Annotated in this window: 25 protein-coding genes and 2 pseudogenes; 18 read left to right on the forward strand and 9 right to left on the reverse strand. The window is 60.2% G+C overall.

Annotation, left to right across the window (positions count from 1 at the left end):
- Nucleotides 1-22 precede the first annotated feature (22 nt).
- The 5 genes from ACPYOI_RS10895 (at nt 23) to ACPYOI_RS10915 (ending at nt 4,409) form a co-directional block, all read left to right on the forward strand.
- Nucleotides 23-790, forward strand: a complete 768-nt coding sequence (locus tag ACPYOI_RS10895; protein ID WP_481417145.1) for an SDR family oxidoreductase — start codon at nt 23-25, stop codon at nt 788-790.
- Nucleotides 787-2,826, forward strand: a complete 2,040-nt coding sequence (uvrC, locus tag ACPYOI_RS10900) for an excinuclease ABC subunit UvrC (RefSeq protein WP_481417146.1) — start codon at nt 787-789, stop codon at nt 2,824-2,826. The genes ACPYOI_RS10895 and uvrC overlap by 4 nt, the downstream gene beginning before the upstream one ends.
- Nucleotides 2,827-2,936: 110 nt before the next feature.
- A complete protein-coding gene (gene pgsA, locus ACPYOI_RS10905) occupies nt 2,937-3,524 on the forward strand; it encodes a CDP-diacylglycerol--glycerol-3-phosphate 3-phosphatidyltransferase (protein ID WP_168829095.1) in 588 nt (195 codons plus the stop codon).
- On the forward strand, nt 3,524-3,778 hold the full coding sequence (moaD, locus tag ACPYOI_RS10910; protein WP_481417147.1) for a molybdopterin converting factor subunit 1: 255 nt from the start codon (nt 3,524-3,526) through the stop codon (nt 3,776-3,778). The genes pgsA and moaD overlap by 1 nt, the downstream gene beginning before the upstream one ends.
- Nucleotides 3,779-3,947: 169 nt before the next feature.
- On the forward strand, nt 3,948-4,409 hold the full coding sequence (locus tag ACPYOI_RS10915; RefSeq protein WP_481417148.1) for a molybdenum cofactor biosynthesis protein MoaE: 462 nt from the start codon (nt 3,948-3,950) through the stop codon (nt 4,407-4,409).
- Nucleotides 4,410-4,413: 4 nt separating this feature from the next.
- Here ACPYOI_RS10915 and ACPYOI_RS10920 read toward each other — a convergent pair whose 3' ends face one another.
- Nucleotides 4,414-5,310 carry a branched-chain amino acid ABC transporter permease gene (locus ACPYOI_RS10920; protein WP_481417149.1) on the reverse strand — a complete coding sequence of 299 codons (897 nt, stop codon included), beginning with the start codon at nt 5,308-5,310 and terminating at the stop codon, nt 4,414-4,416.
- A 67-nt stretch (nt 5,311-5,377) separates the two neighbouring features.
- Between ACPYOI_RS10920 and ACPYOI_RS10925 the strand changes: the two genes are divergently transcribed.
- The gene (locus ACPYOI_RS10925) at nt 5,378-5,923 is read left to right on the forward strand and encodes a CGNR zinc finger domain-containing protein (RefSeq protein WP_481417150.1); all 546 of its coding nucleotides are present in this window, start codon (nt 5,378-5,380) and stop codon (nt 5,921-5,923) included.
- Complete coding sequence (locus ACPYOI_RS10930) at nt 5,920-6,432, forward strand: hypothetical protein (protein WP_481417151.1); 513 nt, start codon at nt 5,920-5,922, stop codon at nt 6,430-6,432. Before ACPYOI_RS10925 ends, ACPYOI_RS10930 begins: the two co-directional genes overlap by 4 nt.
- Before the next feature lie 73 nt (nt 6,433-6,505).
- Here ACPYOI_RS10930 and ndk read toward each other — a convergent pair whose 3' ends face one another.
- Together ndk and ACPYOI_RS10940 are read right to left on the reverse strand one after the other, a co-directional pair.
- Nucleotides 6,506-6,928 carry a nucleoside-diphosphate kinase gene (gene ndk, locus ACPYOI_RS10935; protein ID WP_481417152.1) on the reverse strand — a complete coding sequence of 141 codons (423 nt, stop codon included), beginning with the start codon at nt 6,926-6,928 and terminating at the stop codon, nt 6,506-6,508.
- A gap of 84 nt (nt 6,929-7,012) precedes the next feature.
- Nucleotides 7,013-7,147, reverse strand: a pseudogene (locus ACPYOI_RS10940) (glutathione S-transferase family protein); the annotation flags it as partial.
- A 214-nt stretch (nt 7,148-7,361) separates the two neighbouring features.
- Here ACPYOI_RS10940 and ACPYOI_RS10945 point away from each other — a divergent pair.
- The 4 genes and pseudogenes from ACPYOI_RS10945 (at nt 7,362) to ACPYOI_RS10960 (ending at nt 11,681) form a co-directional block, all read left to right on the forward strand.
- Nucleotides 7,362-8,406, forward strand: a pseudogene (locus ACPYOI_RS10945) (GGDEF domain-containing protein).
- Between the two features lie 53 nt (nt 8,407-8,459).
- Complete coding sequence (locus tag ACPYOI_RS10950) at nt 8,460-10,343, forward strand: ABC-F family ATP-binding cassette domain-containing protein (RefSeq protein WP_481417154.1); 1,884 nt, start codon at nt 8,460-8,462, stop codon at nt 10,341-10,343.
- A gap of 149 nt (nt 10,344-10,492) precedes the next feature.
- Nucleotides 10,493-11,419, forward strand: a complete 927-nt coding sequence (locus ACPYOI_RS10955) for a Gfo/Idh/MocA family protein (protein ID WP_481417155.1) — start codon at nt 10,493-10,495, stop codon at nt 11,417-11,419.
- Between the two features lie 43 nt (nt 11,420-11,462).
- Nucleotides 11,463-11,681: a hypothetical protein gene (locus tag ACPYOI_RS10960; protein ID WP_481417156.1), complete on the forward strand. Its 219-nt coding sequence runs from the start codon at nt 11,463-11,465 to the stop codon at nt 11,679-11,681.
- Between the two features lie 42 nt (nt 11,682-11,723).
- Here ACPYOI_RS10960 and ACPYOI_RS10965 read toward each other — a convergent pair whose 3' ends face one another.
- Together ACPYOI_RS10965 and ACPYOI_RS10970 are read right to left on the reverse strand one after the other, a co-directional pair.
- Nucleotides 11,724-12,173 (reverse strand): DNA polymerase III subunit chi, encoded by a 450-nt coding sequence (locus ACPYOI_RS10965; protein WP_481417157.1) that lies wholly within the window; start codon nt 12,171-12,173, stop codon nt 11,724-11,726.
- 8 nt (nt 12,174-12,181) lie between these two features.
- On the reverse strand, nt 12,182-13,675 hold the full coding sequence (locus tag ACPYOI_RS10970; RefSeq protein ID WP_481417158.1) for a leucyl aminopeptidase: 1,494 nt from the start codon (nt 13,673-13,675) through the stop codon (nt 12,182-12,184).
- Nucleotides 13,676-13,836: 161 nt separating this feature from the next.
- Between ACPYOI_RS10970 and ACPYOI_RS10975 the strand changes: the two genes are divergently transcribed.
- The 7 genes from ACPYOI_RS10975 to rsmA all read left to right on the forward strand — a co-directional run bounded on the left by ACPYOI_RS10975 (nt 13,837) and on the right by rsmA (nt 22,310).
- On the forward strand, nt 13,837-14,610 hold the full coding sequence (locus tag ACPYOI_RS10975; RefSeq protein WP_481417159.1) for a phosphatase PAP2 family protein: 774 nt from the start codon (nt 13,837-13,839) through the stop codon (nt 14,608-14,610).
- 98 nt (nt 14,611-14,708) lie between these two features.
- On the forward strand, nt 14,709-15,890 hold the full coding sequence (locus tag ACPYOI_RS10980; protein WP_481417160.1) for an LptF/LptG family permease: 1,182 nt from the start codon (nt 14,709-14,711) through the stop codon (nt 15,888-15,890).
- Nucleotides 15,887-16,975, forward strand: coding sequence for an LPS export ABC transporter permease LptG (gene lptG, locus ACPYOI_RS10985; RefSeq protein ID WP_481417161.1), 1,089 nt, complete (start codon nt 15,887-15,889; stop codon nt 16,973-16,975). Before ACPYOI_RS10980 ends, lptG begins: the two co-directional genes overlap by 4 nt.
- A complete protein-coding gene (locus ACPYOI_RS10990; RefSeq protein ID WP_481417162.1) occupies nt 16,975-19,335 on the forward strand; it encodes an LPS-assembly protein LptD in 2,361 nt (786 codons plus the stop codon). The genes lptG and ACPYOI_RS10990 overlap by 1 nt, the downstream gene beginning before the upstream one ends.
- 169 nt (nt 19,336-19,504) lie before the next feature.
- Entirely contained in the window at nt 19,505-20,455 is a 951-nt protein-coding gene (locus ACPYOI_RS10995) for a SurA N-terminal domain-containing protein (protein ID WP_481417163.1), read from the forward strand.
- A gap of 5 nt (nt 20,456-20,460) precedes the next feature.
- On the forward strand, nt 20,461-21,483 hold the full coding sequence (gene pdxA / locus ACPYOI_RS11000; RefSeq protein WP_481417164.1) for a 4-hydroxythreonine-4-phosphate dehydrogenase PdxA: 1,023 nt from the start codon (nt 20,461-20,463) through the stop codon (nt 21,481-21,483).
- Nucleotides 21,483-22,310, forward strand: a complete 828-nt coding sequence (rsmA, locus tag ACPYOI_RS11005) for a 16S rRNA (adenine(1518)-N(6)/adenine(1519)-N(6))-dimethyltransferase RsmA (RefSeq protein WP_481417165.1) — start codon at nt 21,483-21,485, stop codon at nt 22,308-22,310. The genes pdxA and rsmA overlap by 1 nt, the downstream gene beginning before the upstream one ends.
- Here the strand turns inward: rsmA and gmk are convergent.
- From gmk to fabF, 4 genes are all read right to left on the reverse strand, one after another.
- The gene (gene gmk / locus ACPYOI_RS11010) at nt 22,307-22,969 is read right to left on the reverse strand and encodes a guanylate kinase (protein ID WP_481417166.1); all 663 of its coding nucleotides are present in this window, start codon (nt 22,967-22,969) and stop codon (nt 22,307-22,309) included. The genes rsmA and gmk overlap by 4 nt on opposite strands.
- Nucleotides 22,970-22,972: 3 nt before the next feature.
- Entirely contained in the window at nt 22,973-23,860 is an 888-nt protein-coding gene (locus tag ACPYOI_RS11015) for a YicC/YloC family endoribonuclease (RefSeq protein WP_481417167.1), read from the reverse strand.
- Between the two features lie 14 nt (nt 23,861-23,874).
- On the reverse strand, nt 23,875-25,095 hold the full coding sequence (gene mltG / locus ACPYOI_RS11020; RefSeq protein ID WP_481422865.1) for an endolytic transglycosylase MltG: 1,221 nt from the start codon (nt 25,093-25,095) through the stop codon (nt 23,875-23,877).
- A gap of 117 nt (nt 25,096-25,212) precedes the next feature.
- Nucleotides 25,213-26,475 (reverse strand): beta-ketoacyl-ACP synthase II, encoded by a 1,263-nt coding sequence (fabF, locus tag ACPYOI_RS11025; RefSeq protein ID WP_481420222.1) that lies wholly within the window; start codon nt 26,473-26,475, stop codon nt 25,213-25,215.
- Nucleotides 26,476-26,545 lie beyond the last annotated feature (70 nt).

Consider the following 26,545-nt stretch of genomic DNA (forward strand, 5'->3'; position numbering starts at 1 on the left):
TGCAGGACCAAAAGGCACGCTTTTGAAAGAGAAAAGACTTAAGGCGGCACTCGTAACAGGGGCGGCCAGAAGAATAGGCCGGGCGATTGTCGAGGATTTGGCGGAAAGCGGTTTTGCGCTTGCGATTCATGCCAATGGCTCCATCGGCGAGGCCGAGGCAGTTGCGGCAGAATTGCGGCAGAAGGGCCATCGGGCGATTTCGATCCGCGCCGATTTGTGCGACGTGGATGGCACCGCGCAGTTGATTAAGCGGGTGAACGCTGAGCTCGGGCCGCTCGATTTGCTGGTCAACAACGCCTCCGTCTTCCACGACGATTCGGCGCGCAGTTTCGACGCGGCAATCTGGGAAGAGCACTTCGCGCTGCATGTTCGCGCCCCCTCGATTCTCTCGGCCGAGTTTGCAGCCCAACTCCCCGAAGAGACCGACGGACTGATCGTCAATATCATCGACCAGCGCGTCTGGGCCCTGCGGCCCAGCTTCTATTCCTACACGCTATCGAAATCGGCCTTGTGGACGGCGACGCAGACCTTGGCGCAGGCGCTCGCGCCGCGCATCCGCGTCAACGCCGTTGGTCCCGGTCCCTCGATACCGAGCGAGCGGCAGTCGCAAGAAGACTTCCAAGCGCAGGTTTCAGCGCTTATCCTGAAGCGAGGGCCGAAGCTCGAGGAATTCGGCAGAACGATTCGCTTCCTCTACGATACGCCCTCGATCACCGGTCAGATGATTGCCCTCGACGGCGGCCAGCACCTTGCCTGGCAGACGCCTGATGTGGCGGAGATTACGGAATGAACGGACGGAAGCTGCCCGACGGCGGTATTCTTTATGACGAAACGGAAGACAGCGAAGACGATATCGAGGTAGAGAGCGATGCTTCCGCCTCGCCGCTTCCGACTGCGATCGACTGGAACGAAGGCGGCGGCAACGAGAGCGGACTGCGCGGCGCGGAGCTGATCGGCGAGTTCGTCAAGCGGCTGCCGAACAGCCCCGGCGTCTACCGCATGTTCAATGCCGACGGCGATGTGCTTTATGTCGGCAAAGCCCGCAGCCTCAAGAAGCGCGTCGGCAATTATGCGATGGGCCGTGTCCATTCCAATCGGCTGGCGCAGATGGTGCGGCTGACGGCGCATATGGAATTCGTGACGACGCGCACGGAGACGGAAGCGCTGCTTCTGGAAGCGAATCTTATCAAGCGTTTGCGGCCGCGCTTTAACGTCTTGCTGCGCGACGACAAGTCCTTTCCTTATATTCTCATTACCGGCGATCATCGCGCCCCGGCGATCTTCAAGCATCGCGGCGCCCGCGCCCGCAAGGGCGACTATTTCGGTCCCTTCGCCTCTGCCGGCGCAGTGGGCCGCACGATCAACTCGCTGCAGCGCGCCTTTCTCATCCGCACCTGCACGGACAGCGTCTTCGAGACGCGCACGCGCCCCTGCCTGCTTTACCAGATCAAGCGTTGTTCAGGCCCCTGCACCCATGAGGTCAGCGACGAGGGATATGCGGAGCTGGTACAGGAGGCGAAAGACTTCCTTTCCGGCAAGAGCCAGAAGGTGAAGGCGCAAATGGCAAAGGCCATGAACGCCGCTGCCGAGGACCTCGATTTCGAGCGTGCCGCGATCTATCGCGACCGCCTTGCGGCACTCTCGCATGTCCAGAGCCATCAAGGCATCAATCCGGCGGGCGTCGAGGAGGCGGACGTCTTCGCCATCCATCACGAAGGCGGGGTTTCCTGCATCCAGGTCTTCTTCTTCCGCACCGGGCAGAACTGGGGCAACCGTGCCTATTTCCCGAAGGCCGATCCGCAGCTTTCAAGCGCGGAGGTTCTCAGTGCCTTCCTTGCTCAGTTTTATGACGACAAGCCGGTGCCGAAGCAGATCATGCTCTCGGAAACGGTCGAGGAAATGGAATTGCTGGCGGCAGCGCTTGGCGAAAAGGCGGGGCATAAAGTCTCGATCCTTGTGCCCCGGCGAGGCGAAAAACGCGATCTAGTCGATCACGTTGTTGCCAACGCCCGCGAGGCGCATGGCCGCAAACTGGCGGAGACCGCTTCGCAATCCCGGCTGCTCGGAGGCTTCAAGGCCACCTTCAACCTTGCCTATGTGCCGCAGCGGATCGAGATCTACGACAACTCGCACATCATGGGCACGAATGCAGTTGGCGGCATGGTCGTCGCAGGGCCGGAAGGCTTCGTGAAGAGCCAGTATCGCAAGTTCAACATCAAATCGACCGACATCACGCCGGGAGACGATTTCGGCATGATGCGCGAGGTGATGACGCGGCGCTTCTCACGGCTGATCAAGGAAGAAGGCATTCCCGACCGGACGCAAGCCGTCTCAGGCACGGAGGCTGCGGACATGCCCTTCCCGGCCTGGCCGGACGTCATCCTCATCGACGGCGGGCAAGGGCAAATGACGGCGGTGCGCGCAATCCTCGATGAGCTCGGCATCACCGATAGCGTGACGGCCATCGGCGTCGCCAAGGGCGTCGACCGCGAGGCGGGGCGTGAGCGGTTCTTTCCGCCGGGAGGCGAAAGCTTCACGCTGCCACCGCGCGATCCCGTGCTTTATTTCATCCAGCGCATGCGAGACGAGGCTCACCGCTTTGCAATCGGCTCGCATCGCGCGCGTCGCAAGAAGGAAATGATCAAGAACCCGCTCGACGAGATCGGTGGCATCGGACCGTCGCGCAAGCGGGCGCTGCTTCAGCACTTCGGTACCGCGAAGGCCGTCTCGCGCGCAGCACTTTCCGATCTCATGGCGGTCGACGGCATTTCCGAAACGGTCGCAAAGCAGGTCTATAACCATTTTCATGATGATGCCGCGAAATAGGCGGCTGCGGTCGCAAATTCCACGCAAATGCGGCGGAAAAGCAGAAAGAATGTTGACGATCTGCCCTCCGCACCCTCATCTACGGGCGTATAAATTCAGAGAACGGTTTCATGGCTTCGCGCGCATATAGCATCCCCAATTTGCTCACCTATGGCCGCATTCTCGCGGTGCCGTTGATCGTCCTGTGCTTCTTTATCGAGGGGCGACTCGCGATCAGCAACACGGCACGATGGGTTGCGCTTTGGATCTTCATCATCGCCTCCCTTACTGATTTCCTGGACGGCTATCTGGCGCGCATCTGGAACCAGACCTCGAATATCGGCCGCATGCTGGACCCGATCGCAGACAAGCTTCTGGTCGCCTCCATCCTGCTGTTGGTCGCGGCGGATCAGACGATCGCCGGCTGGTCGATCTGGGCGGCAATCACCATCCTCTGCCGCGAAATCCTCGTTTCGGGGCTGCGCGAATATCTCGCCGCCCTCAAGGTCAGCGTTCCCGTTACGCGGATCGCCAAATGGAAGACGACGGTACAGTTGGTGGCGATCGCGTTTCTGCTCGCAGGGCCTGCGGGCGACGAGATATTCCCCTTTACCACCCAGACCGGCATTGGCCTTCTGTGGATCGCCGCCCTACTGACGATCTATACCGGCTATGACTATTTCCGCGCCGGTCTCAAGCATATCGTGGATAATGAATGATGACGCGTATCGTCTATTTCGCCTGGGTGCGGGAACGGATCGGCAAGAGCGAGGAAGATATCGCGCTTCCGTCTTCCATCATCACCGTTGCCGATCTTCTCAATCATTTGAAGACGCTGGGCGAAGAATATGAGACGGCGCTTCAGCATGAGAATGTCATTCGCGTTGCGCTCGATCAGGAACATGTCGACCATGACGAACCGATTGGTGACGCCCGGGAGATCGGCATATTTCCGCCGATGACGGGGGGGTGATCGGCGCTCCCGCCCCCTCATCCGGCTGCCGCCACCTTCTCCCCGAGGGGAGAAGGGATATGCCGCGCCGTATCTATTCCACCTTCTCCCCTCGGGGAGAAGGTGCCCGGAGGGCGGATGAGGGGGCCGCGAACGGCACCGCCATTCTCCGGCCACAGAGGCGGCTGCCATGACCATCACGCCCACCATCCGCGTCCAACGCGAAGACTTCGATCTGCAGACGGAGATCGACCGGCTCACCAAGGGCAGGTCCGGCATCGGCGCGGTCGTGACCTTTTCCGGCCTTTGCCGCGACGAAGGCGGCAAACTCGCCGCACTCGAACTCGAGCATTATCCGGGCATGGCCGAGGCGGAGATGAGCCGTATCGCCAGCTTGGCGGTCGACCGTTTCAACCTGCTTGGCCTCACCGCGATCCACCGCTTCGGAAAAATCGCGCCCGGAGAGAATATCGTGCTGGTGATTGCTGCCGCGCCCCACAGGCAGGCGGCATTCGACGGCGCCAACTTCGTCATGGACTACCTGAAGACCTCCGCGCCCTTCTGGAAAAAAGAGCATGGCACGGACGGCGCGGCAGGCGGCTGGGTCGCCGCCAAGGATGCGGACGATACCGCGCGCGACAAGTGGAAATGACTAATTAGGGAATCGCGCGCTCCCGTCTGCTCAGCACCAGCAGGAAGACGAGCAGCGAGAAGATGACGAAATCCCGCCAGAGATAGGGGCCGTAAGCCGTCCACAGGGTTTCGGCAAGACCGATGCCCGCCGCGCCGCCTGCGGATTTCAGGGGATCCGAATAGCCGCCGGCTGCGGCGATCAGCAGGATCTTGAGGCCGAACAGCAGGCCGGCGCCGAAATTCATCGAACCGTAGTAGAAGGTCGTCAGGATGCCGCAGCATGTCGCGAAGAAGACGGCGGCGACATAGGCAACCAGAAAGACGCGGCTTGCGCTGATGCCGCAGAGTTCGGCGGCCAGAGGATCGTCCGTCACCGCACGCCAGATGCGCCCCCAGGCGCTACGCCTGAGGACAAGAGTGCCGATGGCGATCAAAGAGCACATCAAGCCCGTGTTGATGAGCTGGATATAGGTCAGCGTCACCTTGAACGCCGCGTCACTCCAGAAAACCACGGTGCCGTTGAGAAACGGCGACAGCCAGAGTTCGCGCGTGTCCGACGCCAGGCGCGCGGTCTCCATGAGCAGGATCGTCACGCCAAGAGCCGCGACGATAACCGCATTCGGCGAGCGGCCCACCAGCGGCCGCATCACCGAGCGGCCGATCCACAGGCCAGCAGCCAGCGAATAGACGAACGACATGAGGGCGCCGATCGCAAGCGACGCGGGCAGGACGAGCCAGAGGCGGTTATAGGCGAAATCGGTAAAGAGTAGCAGGATCTGTCCCGCAAAGGCAAAGACCGCACCATAGGTAATGTCGGCGCGCTTGGTAACGCCAAAGGCAAGCGCATAGCCGAAAGCAAGCGCGGCATAAAGCGCTGCCAACGGCACCGCGTTTGCCAATTGCTGCAGGAGATAGCCCATCAACGAACTCCGGATCGCTTGCAAAATAATAACTAGCAAAAATCGTTTTACCAGTTATATTTTCTCCATGAGCTTTACCTGGACTGCACATCGTTTTTCCGGCGGCGCACTAGCGCTGGACGTGGCCAACAGCGTCATTCTGCGGCATGATGAAGGGCGCAGCATCGACCGCTTTGCAACGGATGAACAACTGGAGCGTTTTCCGGAAGCGGCTGCAGAATTCTGCGCCGAGCGCGACCTCTTCGGCGAGGTGCTGCCGGTAGCGCCGGAGAACAGGCCCGGTTTCATTGCCCTGCGCGAAGCGACGGACCGCTATTTCCGGCAGCGCGTCGTGAACGGCAACGACGATGGCCTTCTTGCAGAGCTGCTTGAGAAACTTGCCGAGACGCTGCGAAATGCACGGCCGAACGGGCTCGATGCCGCCACTGCGCATTCGGTCCTTCGGCTGATAGCGATGCCCGATCCGGAGCGCATGAAGATTTGCCGCAATTGCGGCTGGCTGTTCATCGATCGCAGCAAGAACAAAAGCCGCGCCTGGTGCGACATGACCGTCTGCGGCAACCGCGCCAAGGCGAACAGGTATTACCGCAAAAAGAAGGAGGACGCCCCATGAAGGCGAAAGCGAAGACGATCGCGGCTCTGATGGCGGGCATGGCGCTGCTCGCCGCCTGCACGCGCGAAGTGGAAAAGATGGTCGAGGTGAGCGGTCGTATCTTCGTATTCAACTATCGCGTCGCAAGCGCCACCTATCTTGTCACATTGCGCAAGACCTCGCCGATCCCCGAGGGCGCCGTGGCGGTTGCCGAATTCGAGAACCCGGCGGGCGGCGATCCAATCGTGATCAGGGAGAAGATCTTTCCGGCATGGGACAAGATCACGCTCCAGAGCCCGAATATCCACTGCGTCCGCAAGGACCGCCCCTATTCCGTGCAAATCCGGTTGGTGGATGCAGAGGGCCAGACGCTGCAGGAATTGAAGACGCAACTGGTTTCGGATGTCGATCAATCGATCCTGCCAAGCAAGCCGCTGGTCGTAGGGCCGCTCTATACGCAGAACCCGGATGTCTTCAAGCCGGATGGAACAGCCGACTTCAGCAATACGGACAAGTGCCCTGCGGCATAACGAAAAAGCCGGAGCGAAGCCCCGGCTTTCAGAGTCATTTCAGAGGTTTCAGCCTCTCGGCTGAAAATCCGATTCAGCCGACGATTTCCGTGTCGGAGAACCAGTACTTGATTTCCTGGACAGCCGTTTCCGGAGCGTCGGAGCCGTGAACGGAGTTTTCGCCGATCGAAAGAGCGTGGACCTTGCGGATCGTGCCTTCGTCGGCGTTTGCCGGGTTCGTTGCGCCCATGATTTCGCGGTTCTTGACGATGGCGTTCTCGCCTTCGAGAACCTGAACGACCGTCGGGCCCGAGGTCATGGTCTCAACGAGTTCGCCGAAGAACGGACGCTCCTTGTGAACGGCGTAGAAGCCTTCAGCTTCGCGCTTGCTCATCCAGACGCGCTTGGAGGCGATGACGCTCAGGCCGGCATCTTCCAGCATCTTGGTGATGGCACCCGTCAGGTTGCGCTTCGTTGCATCCGGCTTGATCATCGAAAAGGTGCGTTCAATCGCCATTGGGGTCAAATCCTCTGTTTCTCGGAGAAAAGTGGGCGGTCTTTACCCGCCCCCAGCCCCGAAAACAAGGGGCAAGCGCCAATTTCACGCCGCTGTCACAGTGCGTCCCCTGCCCTCATGCAGGTCAAGACCGCGCTCGAACCAGCCCATAACCGGGTCATCGGCTGATAGCATCGACAGCCGGGTTGTGACCTGCCTTTCGCGAAGAGTTTGGATCGCATTTCACAACAGATTGTCGCGACGATCAAAATCAGGAATACCCATGGCCGTCATCATTTAGAGCATGGCCGCTTCAAGGTTGTATTAACTGTACTTCAGCACCTCATAATAAGTCCACCCAATACTGCTGAAAATTCAAGCTATTTTAAAATCTTTGAATGCATAACGCCACAACAGCCGCGGCCGGACAGGGCTGACGCAGCGAGGGACGGTTATGCAGAATGCAACCAGAAACGCAGTGCAGAACGAGGGCGCACGCCCCGCTCCTGCCACTGAGGCGCAAAAAATCGCGCAGCATATGGCGCGGCTTAACATCGCGAGCCTGCCGCGAAATTACGAACTTTTCTATGAAGCGGTCGCCGGTCACAATGCAGCGCTCGCCAGCGACATTGCCGCGCTCGGTTCCCATCCGCAGCAGGCGAAGCTCGATGCGCTCGGCCTGCAACATCGTCTCGTCAGCCATTGCGGGATTGCCGCAGAAGCCGCCGGCAGCGAAGCGGGCAAGCTTCTGCTCGAAGCCGCAGAACATCTTTCCGAAAGCCTCCAGCAGAAACGCTCCTTTTCACGCGCCGCTGAAGCCCTGCTGCAGTCGATTTCCGGCAGTGGCGACCGGGGCATCGGATCTCTTATAAGCGAGATGGGAATATCTCGCGGCCTCGCTTAAGAGCGTCCTTTCCTCCGAAACCGAACTCGAAGCAAAGCTGAAAGCCGCCGCCGAGCGGATCGAGACGCTGGAGCGCGGAATGGCCGCCGCGCAATCGGCATCGGTGACCGATGCGCTAACCGGCCTGCCAAACCGCATCGCGCTGACCAAGGCAATCAACGAACTTTACGAGCGCGAGGAAGGTGCGGCGGGCAGTGCTTTGATCATGGTCGATATCGACGATTTCAAGCAAGTGAACCAGAAATACGGCCTGCCGGCCGGGAACAAGCTGATCAAGAAGCTCGGCGGCCTCTTCCGCAAGTCCATCAAGAAGAACGATCTCGTCTCGCGCATCGAAGGCGACGAGTTCGGCTTCCTCTTTGCCAATGTCGGCATGCGCGATGCCGTGGCGATTGCCGAGCGACTGCGCAATTCGGTGGAAGACAACATGGTCTTCGCGACTTCCGAAGGTGGGCCGGGCAAGCTTACCATTTCGCTTGGCATCGCGCTGAGTTCCGATGCGGCGACGCCGGCACAGCTTCAGGCCAATGCCCGCGTCGCTCTTCTTGCCGCCCAGTCCAACCGCCGCCAGCCGGTGCAGGCTTTTGGGCGCTAGCCTTCGTCCGAGCGCTCTTGCCTTGATCGCGCGTTTCGGCCAAAACGCCGCGCATGATCACGATTACCGATATCTCTGCGCGCATAGCCGGGCGCCTTCTCCTCGACAATGCCAGCGTAACGCTCCCGGCGGGAACGAAGGCTGGCCTTGTGGGGCGCAACGGCGCGGGCAAATCCACGCTCTTCAGGATCATCACCGGCGATCTCGGTGCGGAGTCCGGCTCGGTTTCCATTCCGAAGAATGCCCGCATCGGCCAGGTGGCGCAGGAAGCTCCGGGCACGGAGGATTCGCTGATCGAAATCGTGCTCTCCGCCGATCGGGAGCGCGCCGCGCTGCTTGCCGAATCCGACACGGCGACCGATCCGCACCGTATCGCGGAAATCCAGATGCGCTTGGTCGATATCGACGCACATTCGGCCGAGGCGCGGGCCGCGAGCATTCTCGCGGGTCTCGGTTTCGACCGGGACGCCCAGCAGCGGCCGGCGTCCTCCTTTTCCGGCGGCTGGCGCATGCGCGTGGCTCTGGCATCGGTGCTGTTTGCCGAGCCGGACCTGCTGCTCCTCGACGAGCCGACAAACTATCTCGATCTCGAAGGCACGCTCTGGCTGGAAGACTATGTGCGGCGCTACCCGCACACCGTCATCGTCATCAGCCACGACCGCGACCTTTTGAACAACGCCGTCAATTCGATCATCCACCTCGACCAGAAGAAACTGACCTTCTATCGCGGTGGCTACGACCAGTTCGAGCGCCAGAAGGCCGAGGCCGACGAACTGCAGATGAAGGCTAAGGCCAAGAACGAGGCGGCGCGCAAACACCTGCAGAGCTTCATCGACCGTTTCAAGGCCAAGGCGTCCAAGGCACGCCAGGCGCAGAGCCGCGTCAAGGCGCTCGAGCGCATGGGCACCGTCGCTGCGGTGATCGAAGATCACGTGCAGCCGATCACTTTCCCCGAGCCGGAAAAACAGCCCGCCTCGCCGATCGTGGCGATCCAGGGCGGCGCGGTCGGCTACGAGCCCGGCAAGCCGATCCTCAAGAGCATCAGTCTTCGGATCGACAACGACGATCGCATCGCGCTGCTCGGCTCCAACGGCAACGGCAAATCAACCTTCGCGAAATTCATCGCCGGCCGGCTCTTGGCCGAAAGAGGCGAAATCAAACTCGCGCCGAACCTGAAGATCGGCTTCTTCGCGCAGCACCAGCTCGACGACCTCGTCCCGGCCGAGACGCCCGTCGAGCATGTGCGCCGGCTGATGCCGACCGAACCCGAGGCAAAGGTGCGTGCCCGCGTCGCGCAGATGGGACTTGCGACGGAAAAGATGTCGACCGCTGCCAAGGATCTTTCCGGTGGCGAGAAGGCGCGTCTGCTGATGGGCCTTGCCGCCTTCCATGCGCCGAACCTTCTGATCCTCGACGAGCCCACCAACCACCTCGACATCGACAGCCGCCGGGCGCTGATCGAGGCCCTCAACGACTACGAGGGCGCCGTCATTCTCATCTCGCATGACCGCCATCTCATCGAGGCGACAGTCGATCGCCTCTGGCTGGTCAACAACGGCACGGTTTCGAATTTCGAAGGCGACTTGGAAGACTATCGCAACATCGTCGTTTCCTCTGGCAAGAAGAAGGACGAAAAGCCCGAGCCGGGTGAAGAAGCTTCCTCCAAGGCCGATCAGCGCAAGGCGAATGCCGGCAAGCGCGCCTCGCTTGCGCCCCTCAAGAAGAAGATCAACGAAATCGAATCCTTGACGGCAAAGCTCGAGAAACAGATTCAAGCCCTCGATGCGGAGCTTGCCGATCCGGCCCTCTACGAAAAGACGCCGGCGAAGGCGACGGAGAAGGCCAGGCAGCGCGCCGAGGCGGCATCGAAGCTCACAACGGCCGAGGAACAGTGGCTCGAGCTTTCGGCCGAATACGAGGACGCCATGGCGGGCTAGCCAGCCCGTTTGCCTACGAAATATCCCAACTGGTCGAAGCAACGTCGTTCAAGACGTGACAACGCGGCTTGCCCGGCGGTAACATTCTGATAAAACACCGCGCAATAAATCATACTTTTGAGCGAAACACCGAACGCGAGCTTTATCCCATGTCACCCATCAATCTCGCCATCGTCGGCGTCGGCAAGATCGTCCGCGACCAGCACCTTCCCTCGATCGCCAAGAACCCCGACTTCAAGCTCATCGCGACGGCGAGCCGCCATGGCACGGTCGAAGGTATCCCAAGCTTCACCAGCATCGAGGCCATGCTGGACGCCGTGCCGGCGATCGACGCCGTATCGCTGTGCATGCCACCGCAGTATCGATACGAGGCCGCCCACAAGGCGCTTTCCGCTGGCAAGCATGTCTTCCTCGAAAAGCCGCCGGGGGCCACATTGAGCGAGGTCGCCGACCTCGAAGCGCTGGCAGCCCAAAAGGGTCTTTCGCTTTTTGCAAGCTGGCACTCGCGCTACGCCGCCGCTGTCGAAGCTGCAAAAGCCTTCCTGGCGTCGACGACGATCAAAAGCGTCCACGTCATCTGGAAAGAGGACGTGCGCCACTGGCATCCGAACCAGGATTGGATCTGGCAGGCAGGCGGCCTCGGCGTTTTCGATCCCGGCATCAATGCGCTGTCGATCGTCACCCATATCCTGCCAAAGGCGATCTTCCTGACAGGCGCGACACTGGAATTCCCGGAAAACCGAGACGCGCCGATTGCCGCCGATCTGCACTTCAAGAACGCCGATGATGTCCCTGTTCGCGCCGAATTCGACTGGCGCCAGACCGGCAAGCAGAGCTGGGATATCATTGCTGAGACGGCAGCCGGAACGATGGAGCTTGCGGAAGGCGGCTCGAAGCTTTCCGTCAATGGCGAGCTGAAATTCTCCGCTCCGGAAGAGGAATATCCTCAGCTCTACCGGCGCTTTGCGGAAATCGTCAAGGCGGGCAAATCCGACGTCGATCTCGCGCCGCTCCGCCATGTCGCCGACGCCTTCATGCTCGGCAAGCGCAAATTCGTGGAAGCATTCCACGACTGAGCCTAAAAAGGCGGCGATCAAATGATGAGTCAGGAGGGTGGACATGGCCGAGAACAAACCGGAGATGACCGCCCTCCTCAAGGAAGTCGCCGAGAGCCCGAAGCGCGACAACAGCGCCTACCACGCAGCGATGGCCGAAGCCCGCCAGGCATTTGAGACGGCCGAGGGCGCGCTCGGCGGTCGCGTCAAGGTGAAGACCAAAGCCAAGCTGAAACGTAATGGCGATTATGTCGTGAAGTGGACGTTCAAGCGCGCCGACTGACATTTGAGCGGACGGTCAGGCAACAAAGATCGGCCCGCAGGCTCAGGCCTTCTTCTCCCAGCGTCCCTCGGGGGTCTGCTGCCAATAGGTGAGGTTGTGCCCCTCGCCTTTTAACTTCTTCCATTGGGCGCGAGCGCCTTCGAGCTGTTCCTGGTCATATCCATCGAACATGAAGACGATGCGGTCATAGGCATCGACCGGCGGCGGCTCGGCGCCGTCGACAATAAAACGCACGGTCGCGGCATTGGCATTTCCGGCGGATGCCGTGAGCAGCACCGGCTGGTCTTCGGCAAGTTCGGCCTCGTCCGTGCCGTGCGGCAGAAAGCTGTCTTCACGGAAAGTCCAGAGATGCGCGTCAAGCGCATCCCTTCGAGCCGCTTCCTGCACCTGGATCGCAACACGCCAGCCCCGCTCGACGCTCTTGTCGACGAGCGGGGGCAGCGCGTCCTCCAACTTGGATTCGGTCAGGTGATAGAACAGGACTTCCGTCATCTCGGCGATCAGGCTTCGTAACTGTCGCGTACCAAGCGGTCCAGCAGGCGAACGCCGAAGCCGGAGGCCCAGGACTGGTTGATCTCATCCTGAGGCGATCCGATTGCGGTGCCGGCGATATCGAGATGTGCCCAGGGCGTCTCCTGCACGAAGCGCTTGAGGAAGTGCGCAGCCGTGATCGAACCCGCGTAACGGCCGCCGGTGTTCTTCATGTCGGCGAATTTGCTGTCGATCATCTTGTCGTATTCCTTGCCGAGCGGCATGCGCCAGACCCTCTCGCTTGTGGAGGTGCCGGCCGCCGTCAGCTGCCCGGCCAGGTCATCGTCGTTCGAGAACAGACCGGCATGGACATTGCCGAGCGCTACCATGATCGCACCCGTCAGCGTCGCAAGGTTGATCATGAACTTCGGCTTGAAGCGGTCGTTGCAATACCAAAGCGCGTCGCAGAGCACGAGACGGCCTTCGGCGTCGGTATTGATGACCTCGATCGTCTGGCCCGACATCGAAGTGACGATATCCCCCGGGCGCTGAGCATTGCCGTCCGGCATGTTTTCGACGAGACCGATGATGCCGACGGCGTTGACAGCAGCCTTGCGGGCGGCAAGCACATGCATGAGACCCGTGACGGCGGCAGCACCACCCATATCGCCCTTCATGTCTTCCATGCCTGCCGCCGGCTTGATGGAGATGCCACCGGTATCGAAGACGACCCCCTTGCCGATGAAGGCGACCGGCTTGTCCTTGGCCTTGCCACCCTTCCACTGCATGACGGCGAGGCGCGGCGGGCGGGCGGAACCCTGAGCGACGCCGAGCAACGCACCCATCCCGAGACGCTTCATTTCGCGCTCGGTCAGGATTTCGACCTCAACGCCGAGCTTTTCGAGCTCCTTTGCCCTTGCCGCGAACTCGACCGGGCCGAGGACATTTGGGGGTTCGTTGACGAGATCGCGGGCGAGGTTGACGCCATCGGCGACAACCTCGGAATCTGCAAAGGCCTTCTTCGCACCGCCCGCGTCATTGGTAACGATCGTTACCTTGACTGTCTTGCCGTTTGCCGCGTCGTCGTCATCGCCCTTCTTCGTCTTGTAATTGTCAAAATTGTAGGCCCGCAGCAGCATTCCGAGCGCGAAATCCGCAGCAGTCTTTCCGTCGACGGTAACGCCTGGGGCATCAACGAAGATGGTTGCCTTATCAACACCCTTGACCTTCGAGGCAGCCGTGCCGCCTGCCTTCAGCCAGTCATGAGCCGCAAGCTCTGCGGCCTTGCCGAGACCGACGACGACGATGCGATCGGCGTGAGAGCCTTCAGGGGCGACAAGATCAAGCGCGCTCATCGATTTGGCGGCGAATTTCGCAATTTTCGCAGCCTTGGCAATGATGCCCGCCGGGTCGGCAATTTCAGCTCCCGCCGCCAAATCGGACTCGCTGGCTTTCAAAAGAATTGTCAATCCGCCGCGGATCTGCGCCGACTTTGAAAATGAAATATCGAATTTGGCTGACATGTTTTCTCCATTCGGATTCTTCAGAATCCTATCCGGCGCGATAATTTCGGGTTTTAGCGCCTAAAACAAGGCTTGATCACGAGGCATGGACAAATCCGCTGTGCCGAGTCAAAAAGCCAGCGCCTCGATGCAGCGCAGCAAAACATGAAAAGAAGTCCAACGTGAAGTCCGCTACCGAGAACCAGCTATTAAGGCCCAAGATTCGCCTTCCCAGGACGGCGGCCGGTAGTTTCGTCGCCCTCTTCTCTCTCTGGTGGGTGCTGCTTGTCGTATTCCATGCCTTCCCGCAGATCGACATCGCCGCGTCCCGGTATTTCTTCGTTGTTGACACCTGCAAGAGCTCCAATGTCGCCGCGCAGATCTGCGGGCACTTCCCCTCCCGTCAGACGGCATTTCTGGATATCCTCAGAACAATCTTCTTCCGGCTGCCGTATGTCGTCGCGATCGGGATGCTCATCATGCTGATTGCATGTTACGGACATCATGGCGCGACGTTCAACGCGCTTCGGGCTCGGAACCTCAAAATCGCTCTGACGTCTCTGCTGTTGGGGCCGGGCCTGATCGTGAACCTCATACTCAAGGAGCATTCGGGCCGGCCGAGGCCTATCAGCACACTCGACTTCGGCGGCACACTCGATTTCATGCAGGCCGGATCCTTTGCCGGAAAATGCCTGTCGAACTGCTCGTTTGTCTCCGGAGAGGCCGCGAGCGCCGGCTGGCTCCTCTGCCTCCTCGTGCTGATACCGCAGCCGGCACGCACCGGGCTGTTTCTGCCGATTTTGGCAATCTCGATTCTCACGCCGCTGATGCGGCTGGCCTTCGGCGCGCACTTCCTTTCCGATGTCGTGCTCGGTTGGCTGCTGGCTGTGGTTGTTTTCGCTGGCGTCTTTGCGCTAGCCGATTCATCACACCGCGCAAAAAATTCTGAAATTTGAATGAAATTATGACGGCTGGTTGTCGCAAAAGCGCGGCAAAGAGCTTAGATGGTTCCAGCTGCGGTGCGTCCGCATCGCTTGTGTGTTCAAGGGCCGGCATGAAACTACTAGAGATCTACATATTGCGGCGCGTCGGCCAGATGTTCCTCGTAGCGCTCCTTCCTGTACTCGCTATCATCTGGACCACCCAAGTGCTGCAACGCATCAACCTGGTCACAGATAGCGGCCAGTCGATCGGCTCGTTCGCCATGCTTGCGACATTCATCCTGCCGTCGATCATTCCCATCGTGCTGCCGTTCGCCGTCGTGATCGGCGTCACACAAACGCTGACGACGATGAACAATGATTCGGAACTGGCCGTCATCGATGCGGCCGGCGCCAAGAGGGACGTGATCATCCGCCCGATCCTCGTGCTCGCGGCGCTCATCAGCGTGTTCTCCTTCCTGGTCGACAACGTCGTTGAACCGAAAGCAAAGACCGCCGGACGCCAGATGATTGCAGCGGCCTACGCCGATCTTCTGTCCACCGTCATGGAAGAGAAGAACTTCCGCAAGATCGATGATGGGCTGTATGTCCAGATTTCGGAGCGGCTGGCTGGCCGCGTCCTGAAGGGCCTGTTCGTCGTCGACGAGCGCGATCCTACCGCCGATATGATTTACTATGCACGTGAAGGTGCCGTCGACGAGAAGGGCACCTCGCTCATCATGCGTGACGGCGAGGTTCAGCGCAAACCCCACGACGGCAATGTCTCGATCATCAGATTCGACTCATACTCCTTCGATCTGTCCGATCTGACCGAGAACCGCGGCCAGGCAACGCTGCGCGCCAGCGACCGCGACCTGGCTTTCCTGCTCAATCCGGATCCGACGGACAAAGACTATATTTCGAAGCCAGGAACATACAGCGCCGAACTCCACCGGCGGCTTACCGATTGGATTCTGCCTTTTGTCTTCGCGCTTATTTCACTGGCGATTGCGGGCGACGCACGGTCGCATCGCGAGGCGCGGCTGCATCCGATGGTAACGGCGCTTACTTTCGCCTTTGCACTGCGCTGGGCCTCCTTCTACGCGGCGAACCAGATTGACACCGATCCCTCTTATATCGGCGTTCTGTATGCGATTCCGATCGTGAGCGCCGTCTTAGCAATCCTCTCGTTCAACCTGCACAAGCGTCTTTCCGTTCCAGCCGCGGTGAGCGAGCGCGCGGCCAGCATCTGGCAGAAGATCGAACGGCTGCTGCCGTCCGCGGCTCAAGGCAAGACACCCGGAGGGCGTTCATGATTTTCGGCACTCTGGGGCGCTATTTCTTGCGCCGGTATCTTGCGATTACGATCTGGTTCTTCCTGGGCGTGATCTCGATCGTCTTCCTCATTGATTTCAGCGAAACGGCGGGACGAATGTCGGGCTTGCCCGGCTATACCGTCACCGGCGGCCTGCTGATGACTGCGGTCCGCTTGCCGCTCATCATCCAGCAGACGGTTCCATTCATTGCGCTTTTCGTCGGAATGACGGTCCTGATCGGCTTAAACCGCAAGTATGAGCTGGTGGTGGCGCGGGCGGCCGGCATTTCGGTTTGGCAGTTCATGTCTCCGTTCGTGCTTGGCGCCTTCCTCCTCGGCGTCCTGACGATGACGGTCATCAACCCGCTGGCGGCCTGGGGACAGCGGCAGGCGGCTTTGGTCGAAACCGACTGGCGCGGCCAGGAAAAAGCCTCGAGCAGCAAACCGCAGATCCCATGGCTCCGCCAGATCAGCGGAAAGGATGACGTCATCATCGGAGCGCGCACGATTCAAGAGAACGGAACGCTGCTGATCGATGCGGTTTTGATCCACTTCGATTCGAGCGGACATGTCATCCTGCGCCAGGATGCAGCATCGGCGAAATTGGAAAATGGTTACTGGCTTCTTAAGAACGTTGTCGAACGCCGGCCGGGCGAAATCGCCCTTCGCAAGGAAACCGTCGAACTTCGCACCAATTTGAAGCAGGATTTCGTTCGGGAACGCCTGACGGCGCCTGAAACCATTGCTTTTTTTGATCTTTCCCATCGAATCGCAATCGCCAAATCCTTTGGCATACCGACGAAGGCGCTGGAGACGCAATTCCACTCATTGTTGTCCCAACCGTTGCTGCTTGTCGCGATGACTCTCATTGCTGCAACAGTGTCTCTAAAATTTAGCCGGTTCAACCAGTCGAGGTCGGTGATTCTGGGTGGAATCCTTTCAGGCTTCGTGCTTTATGTGGTCACGGCGCTTGTTAGAGCGTTTGGAAGCAGCGGAGTCGTGCCGCCTTTCGTGGCGGCTTGGATTCCTGTAGTCGTCGCGTTGGCTCTCGGCGCAACGATTCTGCTTCATCAGGAGGACGGCTAGTGGCGGCAGGCGACCGCAAGACTTTTAGTAAACAGATGGTTGCCCTGCTGGCCGGGGCGACTCTGGTTAGCTATTCGGGAACCATTCCTGCCGCCTTCGCGCAACAGAGCACGACGGTGGGAAGGCTGCAGCCGAAGATCGATCCCAACGCGAAAATGATCCTTTCGGCGAATGAGCTGGTCTACAACAGAGACCAGCAGATCGTTTCGGCCGTCGGAGGCGTGCAGATCAATTACGCCGGCTACAAAATGGTGGCCCAGCGCGTGGAATACAACCAGCAGACGCGCCGGATGATGGCGATCGGCAATGTCGAGCTGATCAGCCCCGATGGCAACCGCATGTATTCCGACAAGATCGACGTGACAGACGACTTTGCCCAAGGCTTCGTCAGCGCGCTGCGCATCGAGACCACGGACAATACGCGCATCGCGGCCGAAAGCGGCCAGCGCGTCGACGACAATTTGATGATCCTCAACAAGGGCGTCTATACGGCGTGCCTTCCCTGCGCCGAACACCCCGAGCGGCCACCTTTCTGGCAGGTAAAGGCCGAGCGCGTTATTCAGAACGGCGAGAAGCATACGATCCGCCTGGAAAAAGCGCGCTTCGAACTGCTTGGCAAGCCAATCGCTTTCCTTCCGTGGATCGAGGTTCCGGACCAGACCGTGAAGCGGAAGTCGGGATTCCTGTTCCCGACCTTCAGTACGTCGCAGAATCTCGGATTCGGCGTTACCGTCCCGTATTATTACGTCTTCTCGCCGAGCGCGGACGTCACGGTTAACGGCACCGGCTATACGACCCAGGGCTTCCTTCTGGACGCCGAGTTCCGTCAGCGGTTTGAAAATGGCACGCACACGCTGCGCGTTGCCGGGATAGACCAACTGAGCCCGCAAACCTTTACTGAGGGCACAAGCGACCACGAGGCCGATGGCCGCGCAATGATCGGGTCTCAGGCAGAGTTCAAGATCAATCCCCGCTGGACGTTCGGCTGGGATGTCATGGCGCAGACCGACAACAACTTCTCGCGTACCTATAAGCTCCAAGGCTTCGATGAAACGACCCACACCAACCAGGTTTACCTGACAGGTCTCGGCAAGCGGAATTATTTCGACATCCGCTCGTTCTACTTCGATGTGCAGGATGCCGATCCGGACAGCGAGGAAGAAAAGCAGCAGGCGATCGTCTATCCGGTGATCGACTATCACGCGGTCGCTCCGCAGCCGCTCGCGGGTGGCGAACTTTCGCTCGACGTCAACTTCACGAATATATCGCGCACGCACGACAGCTTTTTCGACAACCCTGTGGGCGAAAACCGCTTCCCGGGGCTCAAGGGCCAGACGTCCCGCTTGACCGGCGAATTGGAATGGAAGCGCACTTTCGTGACACCTCAGGGCGTCCTTCTTACGCCTCTCGTTGCAGCACGAGGCGACGCGCTCGCGCTCAACATGGACGATCCCAATTCTCTTGCCCCTTACGATGGCAATTTCGACGATGGCGACGCTGCAACGCGCGGGATGATCACTGCCGGCCTGGAGGCACGTTATCCAATCCTGATGACGACGGCCAACAGCACGCACGTCTTTGAACCGATAGCGCAAATCTACGCGCGTCCCGACGAGCCCTTGGCGGGTGCCCTGCCGAATGAGGACGCGCAGAGCTTCGTCTTTGACGCCACGACGCTCTTCGAGCGTGACAAGTACTCGGGCTATGATCGCATCGAGGGCGGAACGCGGGCCAATATCGGCTTCCAGTACACCGGGACGTTCGATAACGGCTACAAGCTTCACGGCATTTTCGGGCAATCCTATCAGCTCGCCGGCCAGAACTCGTTTGACACGGACGATCTCGTCAATGCCGGCGCCAATTCCGGCCTTGAGACGACCCGTTCCGACTATGTCGGTCTTGGCGGCATCGAAACGCCGCAGGGTCTTTCTTTCGCCGCGTCCTACCGTCTGGATGAGAAGGATCTCTCCTTCCGCCGCGGCGATCTCACGACCGGCTTCCAGAACGATACGTTCCAGAGCCAGCTTCTCTACACCCATATTTCCGCTCAGCCGGACTACGGGTTTGCCGAAGACAGCGACGAAATCCAAGCCAAGGGACGGATCAGGTTCAAGGATTATTGGTCCGTCTTCGGGGGTATTGCCTGGGACCTCAACAACGATGTCGTCAGCAGAAAGACCCTTGGTCTCTCCTACGAAGACGAGTGCACGATCTTCACGATCGCCTATACTTCGAAGCGCGATACGTCCGACGAATCGGCAAGCGACTGGACCATCGGAGCCAGACTTACGTTCCGTACCCTGGGCGATGTGAACATCGGATATTCCGGCGATATCGAAAAGAATATCTACAACAATTGATTAGTATTTGAGCGGCGAAGGAAAGCGGGCCTTTCTTTCGCCGCAACACTATGCAGGACATTGCCGTCAATTGGGTTATGAGGCATAGGAGTGTCGCTTAGGAACGGCTCTCCGGCGACCTCGGCAAAGCTGTACTTGCTGCCGCAGCGTCTATGGGAAGGACTGGCTTATGATTGGCGCAGGAAAGACTGTCACATCTCTGTTGGCTGGAGCTGCATTATGCGCGCTCGCGGCGCTCATTCAGCCGCAGGGCGGCTCGGCATTTGCGGCCAGCGAGGTTAAAGCCGTCGTGAATGGCGTTGCGCTTACATCAGGCGATATCGCAAAACGCCAGGCGTTCCTGCGTCTCCAGCATCAGAAAGCCGATGCGAAGGCTGCTGAAGAATCGCTGGTCGATGAGACACTGAAACGGCAGGAAGTCTCGCGCGTGCGAATGTCCGTCTCCAAAGAAGACGTCGATGCCTCCTTCGCGCGCTTTGCGTCCGGGAATAAGCTCACGACCGAGCAGCTCACGCAGATTCTCACCCAGGCCGGCGTCGGCGTCGATCACTTCAAGCAGTTCATTGCCGTGCAAATGAGCTGGCCGCGCGTCGTCAACGCGCGATATGGCTCGAGTGCACGCATGTCGAGCAGCGATCTTGTCAGCCGCATGATGGAGAACAACAAGCAGAAGCCGGTTACCACCGAATATATGCTGCAGCAGATCATCTTCGTGGTGCCGCAATCGAAGAAGGGCATCACGGCCAAGCGCAAGAGCGAAGCCGAAGCATCGCGTTCGAAGTATCCGGGTTGCGACCAGGCGAAGGTGTTTGCTGCAACAATGCGTGATGTGTCCGTCCGCGACCTTGGCCGCATGCTGGCACCTGAGATTCCGGCCGACTGGAAACCATTGGTCGAACAGGCAAAGGGCAACACCACGGCGACACGGGTGACCGACAAGGGTGTGGAGTATCTCGCTATCTGCAGCCAGCGCGAAGTGTCGGATGACACGGCCGCCGAGATCATGTTCCGCCAAGAGGACCTCGACAAGGCGAAGGCAAACAAGACCGCGCCAGGAAACGAGAACGCCACCAAATACTTGGACGAGCTGCGCAAGAAGGCGCAGATCATCTACCGCTGATCGCCGTGTCTACCCCGTTTTTGCGCCCGCTTGCACTGACGCAGGGAGATCCGGCCGGGATCGGCCCGGACATCACGTTGATGGCCTGGCTGAGGAGGCGTGAGCTCGGTCTGCCACCTTTCTTTCTGATCGGTGATCCCGATGTGCTGTTGGTGAGGGCGCGGCAGCTCGATCTTTCCGTCGCAATAGCCGAAGCGAGTGCGGCGACGGCCGCCGATGTTTTTGTCGATGCGCTGCCCGTCCTGCCCGTTGCCGCCGGCGTCCAAGTGGCCGCGGGCGAACCGCATGTCGCGACAGCGCCGGGCACGATTGCCGCAATTGAAACGGCCGTGTCGCTGGTCCTCAAGGGCGAGGCCGCGGGGGTTGTTACCAACCCCATCGCAAAATCCGTTCTCTACGAGGCCGGCTTTAAGTTTCCCGGACACACCGAGTTTCTAGCCGACCTCGCCGCCCGCGCGACCGGCAAGCCGGTCAGACCGGTCATGATGCTTGCGGGTCCCAAGCTGCGGGCGATCCCGGTTACCATTCATATCCCGATCAGGGACGTGCCCCAGGCGCTCAGCGGCGATTTGATCGCGGAAACCTGCCGCATCGCGCATGCCGAGCTCAGGCAGCGCTTCGGCATAGAGAGGCCGCGCCTCGCAGTCGCCGGTCTCAATCCGCATGCCGGCGAAAGCGGCACGATGGGGCGCGAGGACGAAGACATCATCTATCCCGCCATTGAACTTCTGCGTTCCGAAGGCATCGACGCCATTGGCCCCCTGCCCGCGGATACCATGTTCCACGACGAGGCACGCGCCCGGTACGATGTCGCGATCTGCATGTATCACGACCAGGCGCTGATTCCCGCAAAGGCACTGGGCTTCGACGATTCCGTCAACGTGACGCTCGGGCTGCCTTTCGTGCGGACTTCGCCGGATCACGGGACGGCCTTTGGTATTGCCGGCAAAGGCATTGCGCGTGAGCAGAGCCTGATTGCAGCCCTGAAGCTTGCAGCCCAACTCAGCCGGTCGGCGGAACAGCGCTGATGGCCGCACTTGATGGCCTGCCGCCGCTTCGCGACGTGATTCAGCGTCACGGCCTTGATGCACGCAAGGCTCTTGGCCAGAACTTTCTTCTCGATCTCAACCTGACGCAGAAGGTGGCGCGCACCGCTGGATCTCTCGAAGGCTCTACCGTCTTCGAGGTCGGGCCTGGGCCCGGCGGGCTGACGCGCGCCATCCTGGCGCTGGGTGCGAGAAAAGTGATCGCCGTCGAGCGCGATCCGCGCTGCCTGCCCGCGCTGGCGGAAATATCGGATCATTATCCCGGCAGGCTTGATGTGCTCGGTGGTGACGCGCTGAAGACCGATTTCGAGGCGCTGGCGCCTGCAGGACCAGTCAAGATCATTGCCAATCTTCCGTACAACGTCGGCACGCAGCTGCTCGTGAACTGGCTGTTGCCAAAGCAATGGCCGCCGTTCTGGGAATCCCTGACGCTGATGTTCCAAAAGGAAGTCGGCGAGCGGATCGTCGCGGAACCGGGCGACGACCACTACGGCCGGTTGGGCGTTCTCTGCGGCTGGCGCACCGATGCCCGGATGGCCTTCGACGTCTCCCCGCAGGCCTTCACGCCACCGCCGAAGGTAACGTCCACGGTGGTGCATCTGACGCCGAAGGCAAACCCGATCCCCTGCGCCGTCGCCAATCTCGAGAAGGTCACGCAGGCGGCGTTCGGCCAGCGGCGCAAGATGCTGCGCCAGAGCCTCAAGCCGCTTGGCGGCGAGAACCTGCTGAACAAGGCAGGCATAGATCCGCAACGCCGCGCCGAAACCCTCTCGGTCGAAGAATTCTGCCTGCTTGCGAATTCGCTTTAGAGAACCGGTGTCTCTTCCAACAGTTTGCTGACGAAATCGAAAACGCCGTGCCGCCGGTCGCGGCGCAGACGCTCGGCCTTTACGATCGACTGGACCGCATCGAAGGCTGCCTCGAGATCGTCATTGACGATCACATAGTCATATTCCCGCCAATGCGCGATTTCAGCGCGGGAATTAGCCAGACGGCGTGCAATCACGTCTTCGGAATCTTCAGCGCGCCGGTGAAGCCGCGACTGCAATTCGGTCATCGTCGGCGGCAGAACGAAGATGGAAACGACATCCGCTGACATCTTCTCCTGCAGCTGCAAGGCGCCTTGCCAGTCGATGTCAAAAAGCATGTCCCGCCCCTCAGCCATCGCCGCTTCCACCGGCTCGCGCGGAGTGCCGTAAAAATTGCCGTGCACTTCGGCCCATTCCAGCAGCGCATCGGAATCGCGAAGCCGCTCGAACTCGCGGATGCTGATGAAATGATAATGAATGCCGTCGACTTCGCTCGGGCGCCGCGGACGCGTTGTCACGCTGACGGAAAGGCCGATCTGGCTGTCCTGCGCCAGCAGCGTCCTTGCGATGGTCGATTTGCCTGCGCCGGACGGCGACGAGATGACGAGCATCAGACCGCGGCGAGCGATCGGAACGGGCGAGGATTTCGCCGGCTTCATGTCCTACTCCAGATTCTGGACCTGTTCGCGGAACTGGTCGATGACGACTTTCAGTTCGATGCCGGCGGCAGTGACCGCCGCCGCATTCGACTTCGAACAGATGGTATTCGATTCACGGTTAAATTCCTGTGCAAGGAAATCGAGCTTGCGGCCAACCGGACCGCCGCGCCCTAACAGATCACGTGCCGCCGCGACATGCGCCCTCAGCCGGTCGATCTCCTCGCTGACGTCGGCCTTGGTGGCGAGCAGCGCGGCTTCCGCATGCAACCTGTCCCTGTCGAGCGTGCCCGCGCCGTCCATCAACAAGGCAATCTGCGCTTTGATCCGTGCCGAAATTTCCTGCGGCGTGCGCGAAGGGTCGCGTTCAATGGCATGCGCCAGGTTCTCGATGGTCGAAACGTGATTGAGCAGCACGCGGGACAGCGCAGCCCCCTCCTGCTCGCGCATGAGCTTGAGGTCGGAAAGAGCCGTCAGCAGGCCTGTCGCGATATCCGCATCGCGCGCGGCAATCTCTTCCGCGCTATCCTCGGTCTCGCGAAACTCGACGAGCCCGCGGATGGACAGAAGCGTGTCCAGGCGCAGCGGCTCGGGATCGATAATCCCGGCAAGCTGATCGCGCAGCGCAAGCACGTTCGCCAACGTTTCCTGATTGAGGACCGCCTCGAAACGGTTCTCGCCCGCCGAAACCGAGAGATTGGCCTGCATGTTGCCGCGGCTGAACTGCTCGCCCGCGACACGGCGCACATCGGTTTCCATGCGCTCGAGACCGGGTGGCAAGCGAAGCCTGAGGTCGAGCCCCTTACCGTTGACCGACCGCAATTCCCAAGCCCAGCGCCAGCGGCCGCTCGTACCCTCGCGCCGCGCAAAACCGGTCATGGACTGCAAAGCCATCCGAGCCTCCGAAATCAGTTTGTCTTTTTCTTCTGTTGAGCAGGTTCGTCGGCTTGCGCCGATCCTGGCTGGCCGTCAACCGCGATATTCGGGTCGCTCCCTTTTTCGGCCTGGAGCTTACGCCAGCGCTTTACATTGGCGTTATGCTCGTCAAGTGTCGCCGCGAAAACATGCCCTCCCGTGCCATCGGCAACGAAATAGAGGTCTGCCGATTTCCACGGGTTGGCGACTGCTTCCAGCGCGTCGCGGCCAGGATTTGCGATCGGCGTCGGCGGCAGGCCCTTGATCGCGTAGGTATTGTAGGGCGTCTCTTTCTTCAGATCCGACTGATAGATCGGGCGGTCAGCCGGCTTGCCGTCCCCGCCGAAAAGACCGTAGATGATCGTCGGATCCGACTGCAGCCGCATGCCCTTGCTGAGGCGGTTCAGGAAAACGGATGCGACATGCGCCCGCTCGTCGGGAACACCGGTTTCCTTCTCGACGATCGAAGCGAGCGTGACGAACTCCTCCTTCGACTTCAATGGGACCGAAGGATCGCGCTTCTCCCAGATCTGATCCACGAGTTTTGTCTGCGCCGCGGCCATCTGGTCGATGATCTCGGTGCGCTTCGTGCCGCGGGAGAACTTGTAGGTATCCGGGCGCAGGCTGCCCTCCGGCGGAAGCGCCGTCGGCACTTCGCCTTCGAGGACGGCATCCTCGCCCATGCGGTTGAACATCTGACGGACTGTCAGCCCCTCCGGGAAGGAGATCGAATAGAGGATCGATTTGCCGGACTTCAGCAGTTCCATGATGTCGTTCATGGAGGCCTTGGCCTTGATTTCGTACTCACCGGCCTTGAGGCTCTCGCCGTCCTTCAGGCGAGTGGCTGTCAGGTAGCGGAAGATACGAGCATCGGAGATGATGTTGTTGCGCTCAAGATTGGAGGCAATTTCCGAAAGGCCGGCCCCGTTGCGCACAATGAAATTGGTGTTCGTCTCCAGCGGACCGGGGTCCTGATAGCTGGAGATTGCATAATAAAAGGCGAAGATGCCGGCAGCGCAGGCAAGCACCACCATCGTCATGAGGAAGTTCAGGAAGATGATGACCTGGCTGCGCGCTTTCTTGGAACGCTTCGGCGGCTCCGGAACACGCTCAGGACGCAGCGCTTCGTTGGGCGACTTCGGAATGATCCGCCCGTTTTGCGCCGGCTGGCCGCTCTGGTCTGCCGATTCGTTGCTGTGGTTCGTATCGCTCACGGCAATCCTCTAATTTCGCCTATCCGCTGTTTTAAGAAGCAATACGGCAAAAAACAGGTGGCAGCACTTTTTCGAAAGACGCTGGCACCCCTACTCCCGCAGCCTCAAAAACCGCGTTCAAGCTGTATAGCGGCGCAGCACCAGCGATGCATTCGTACCGCCGAATCCGAAGGAATTCGACAGTGCCACATTGATCTCTCGCTGACGAGCCTTGTGCGGAACAAGATCGATAGCGGTTTCCCGTTCGGGATTATCCAGATTTATCGTCGGCGGTGCAACGTTGTCACGGATCGCAAGCGTTGCAAAGATCGCTTCGATCGCGCCGGCCGCACCCAGCAAATGGCCGGTAGCAGACTTCGTCGAAGACATCGAGATCCCGGACGCCGCATTGCCGACGAGACGCTCGACGGCCCCGAGCTCGATCGTATCGGCCATGGTCGAGGTGCCGTGGGCGTTGATGTAATCGATATCGGCAGCCGTCAGCCCGGCGCGTTTCAGCGCCATGGCCATGCAACGCTGCGCGCCCTCACCATCTTCCGACGGCGCGGTGATATGGTACGCGTCGCCCGAGAGACCGTAACCGACGATTTCTGCATAGATCTTCGCGCCGCGCGCCTTGGCATGTTCCAGCTCTTCTAGGACGACGATCCCGGCGCCCTCGCCCATGACGAAGCCGTCGCGGTCGCGATCGTAAGGACGCGACGCCTTCTGCGGATTGTCATTATGTTGCGTGGAAAGCGCCTTGCACGCGGCGAAGCCTGCGAGCGAGATACGGCTGACCGGCGATTCCGTGCCGCCCGCGAGCATCACGTCGGCATCGCCAAGCGCGATCAGACGGGCCGCATCGCCAATGGCATGTGCGCCGGTCGAGCAGGCCGTGACGACCGAATGGTTCGGTCCCCTGAGCTTGTGACGAATCGAAACCTGGCCGGATACGAGGTTGATCAAACGGCCGGGGATGAAGAACGGCGAGATCCGGCGCGGGCCCTTGTCGCGGAGCGTGTAGCCAGCCTCGACAATACCCTCGATGCCACCGATGCCGGAACCGATCAGGACGCCGGTCGCGATCTGGTCCTCATCGGCCTCCGGGTGCCAGTTGGCGTCGTTCAGCGCCATATCGGCGGCTGCCATGCCGTAGATGATGAAGGGATCGACCTTGCGCTGTTCCTTCGGCTCCATCCAATCATCGACGTTGAAGGTGCCCTCCGTGCCGTCACCGACAGGAATGCGGCAGGCGATCTTGGCGGGAAGATCCTCCACCTCGAATTCGGTGACGAGGCGAGCGCCGCTCTGGCTGGCGAGCAGCCGAGCCCAGGTGACTTCAGTTCCGCATCCCAAGGGTGATACCATGCCGGTACCGGTGATGACGACCCGTCTCATCGACAGCTTCCCCGCCTGTATTTTTTCACTTTGAATAAAGCAATGCACAAATAAAAAGGGCGGACTCATG

Source organism: Rhizobium sp. SVR5-2C (assembly GCF_056755115.1).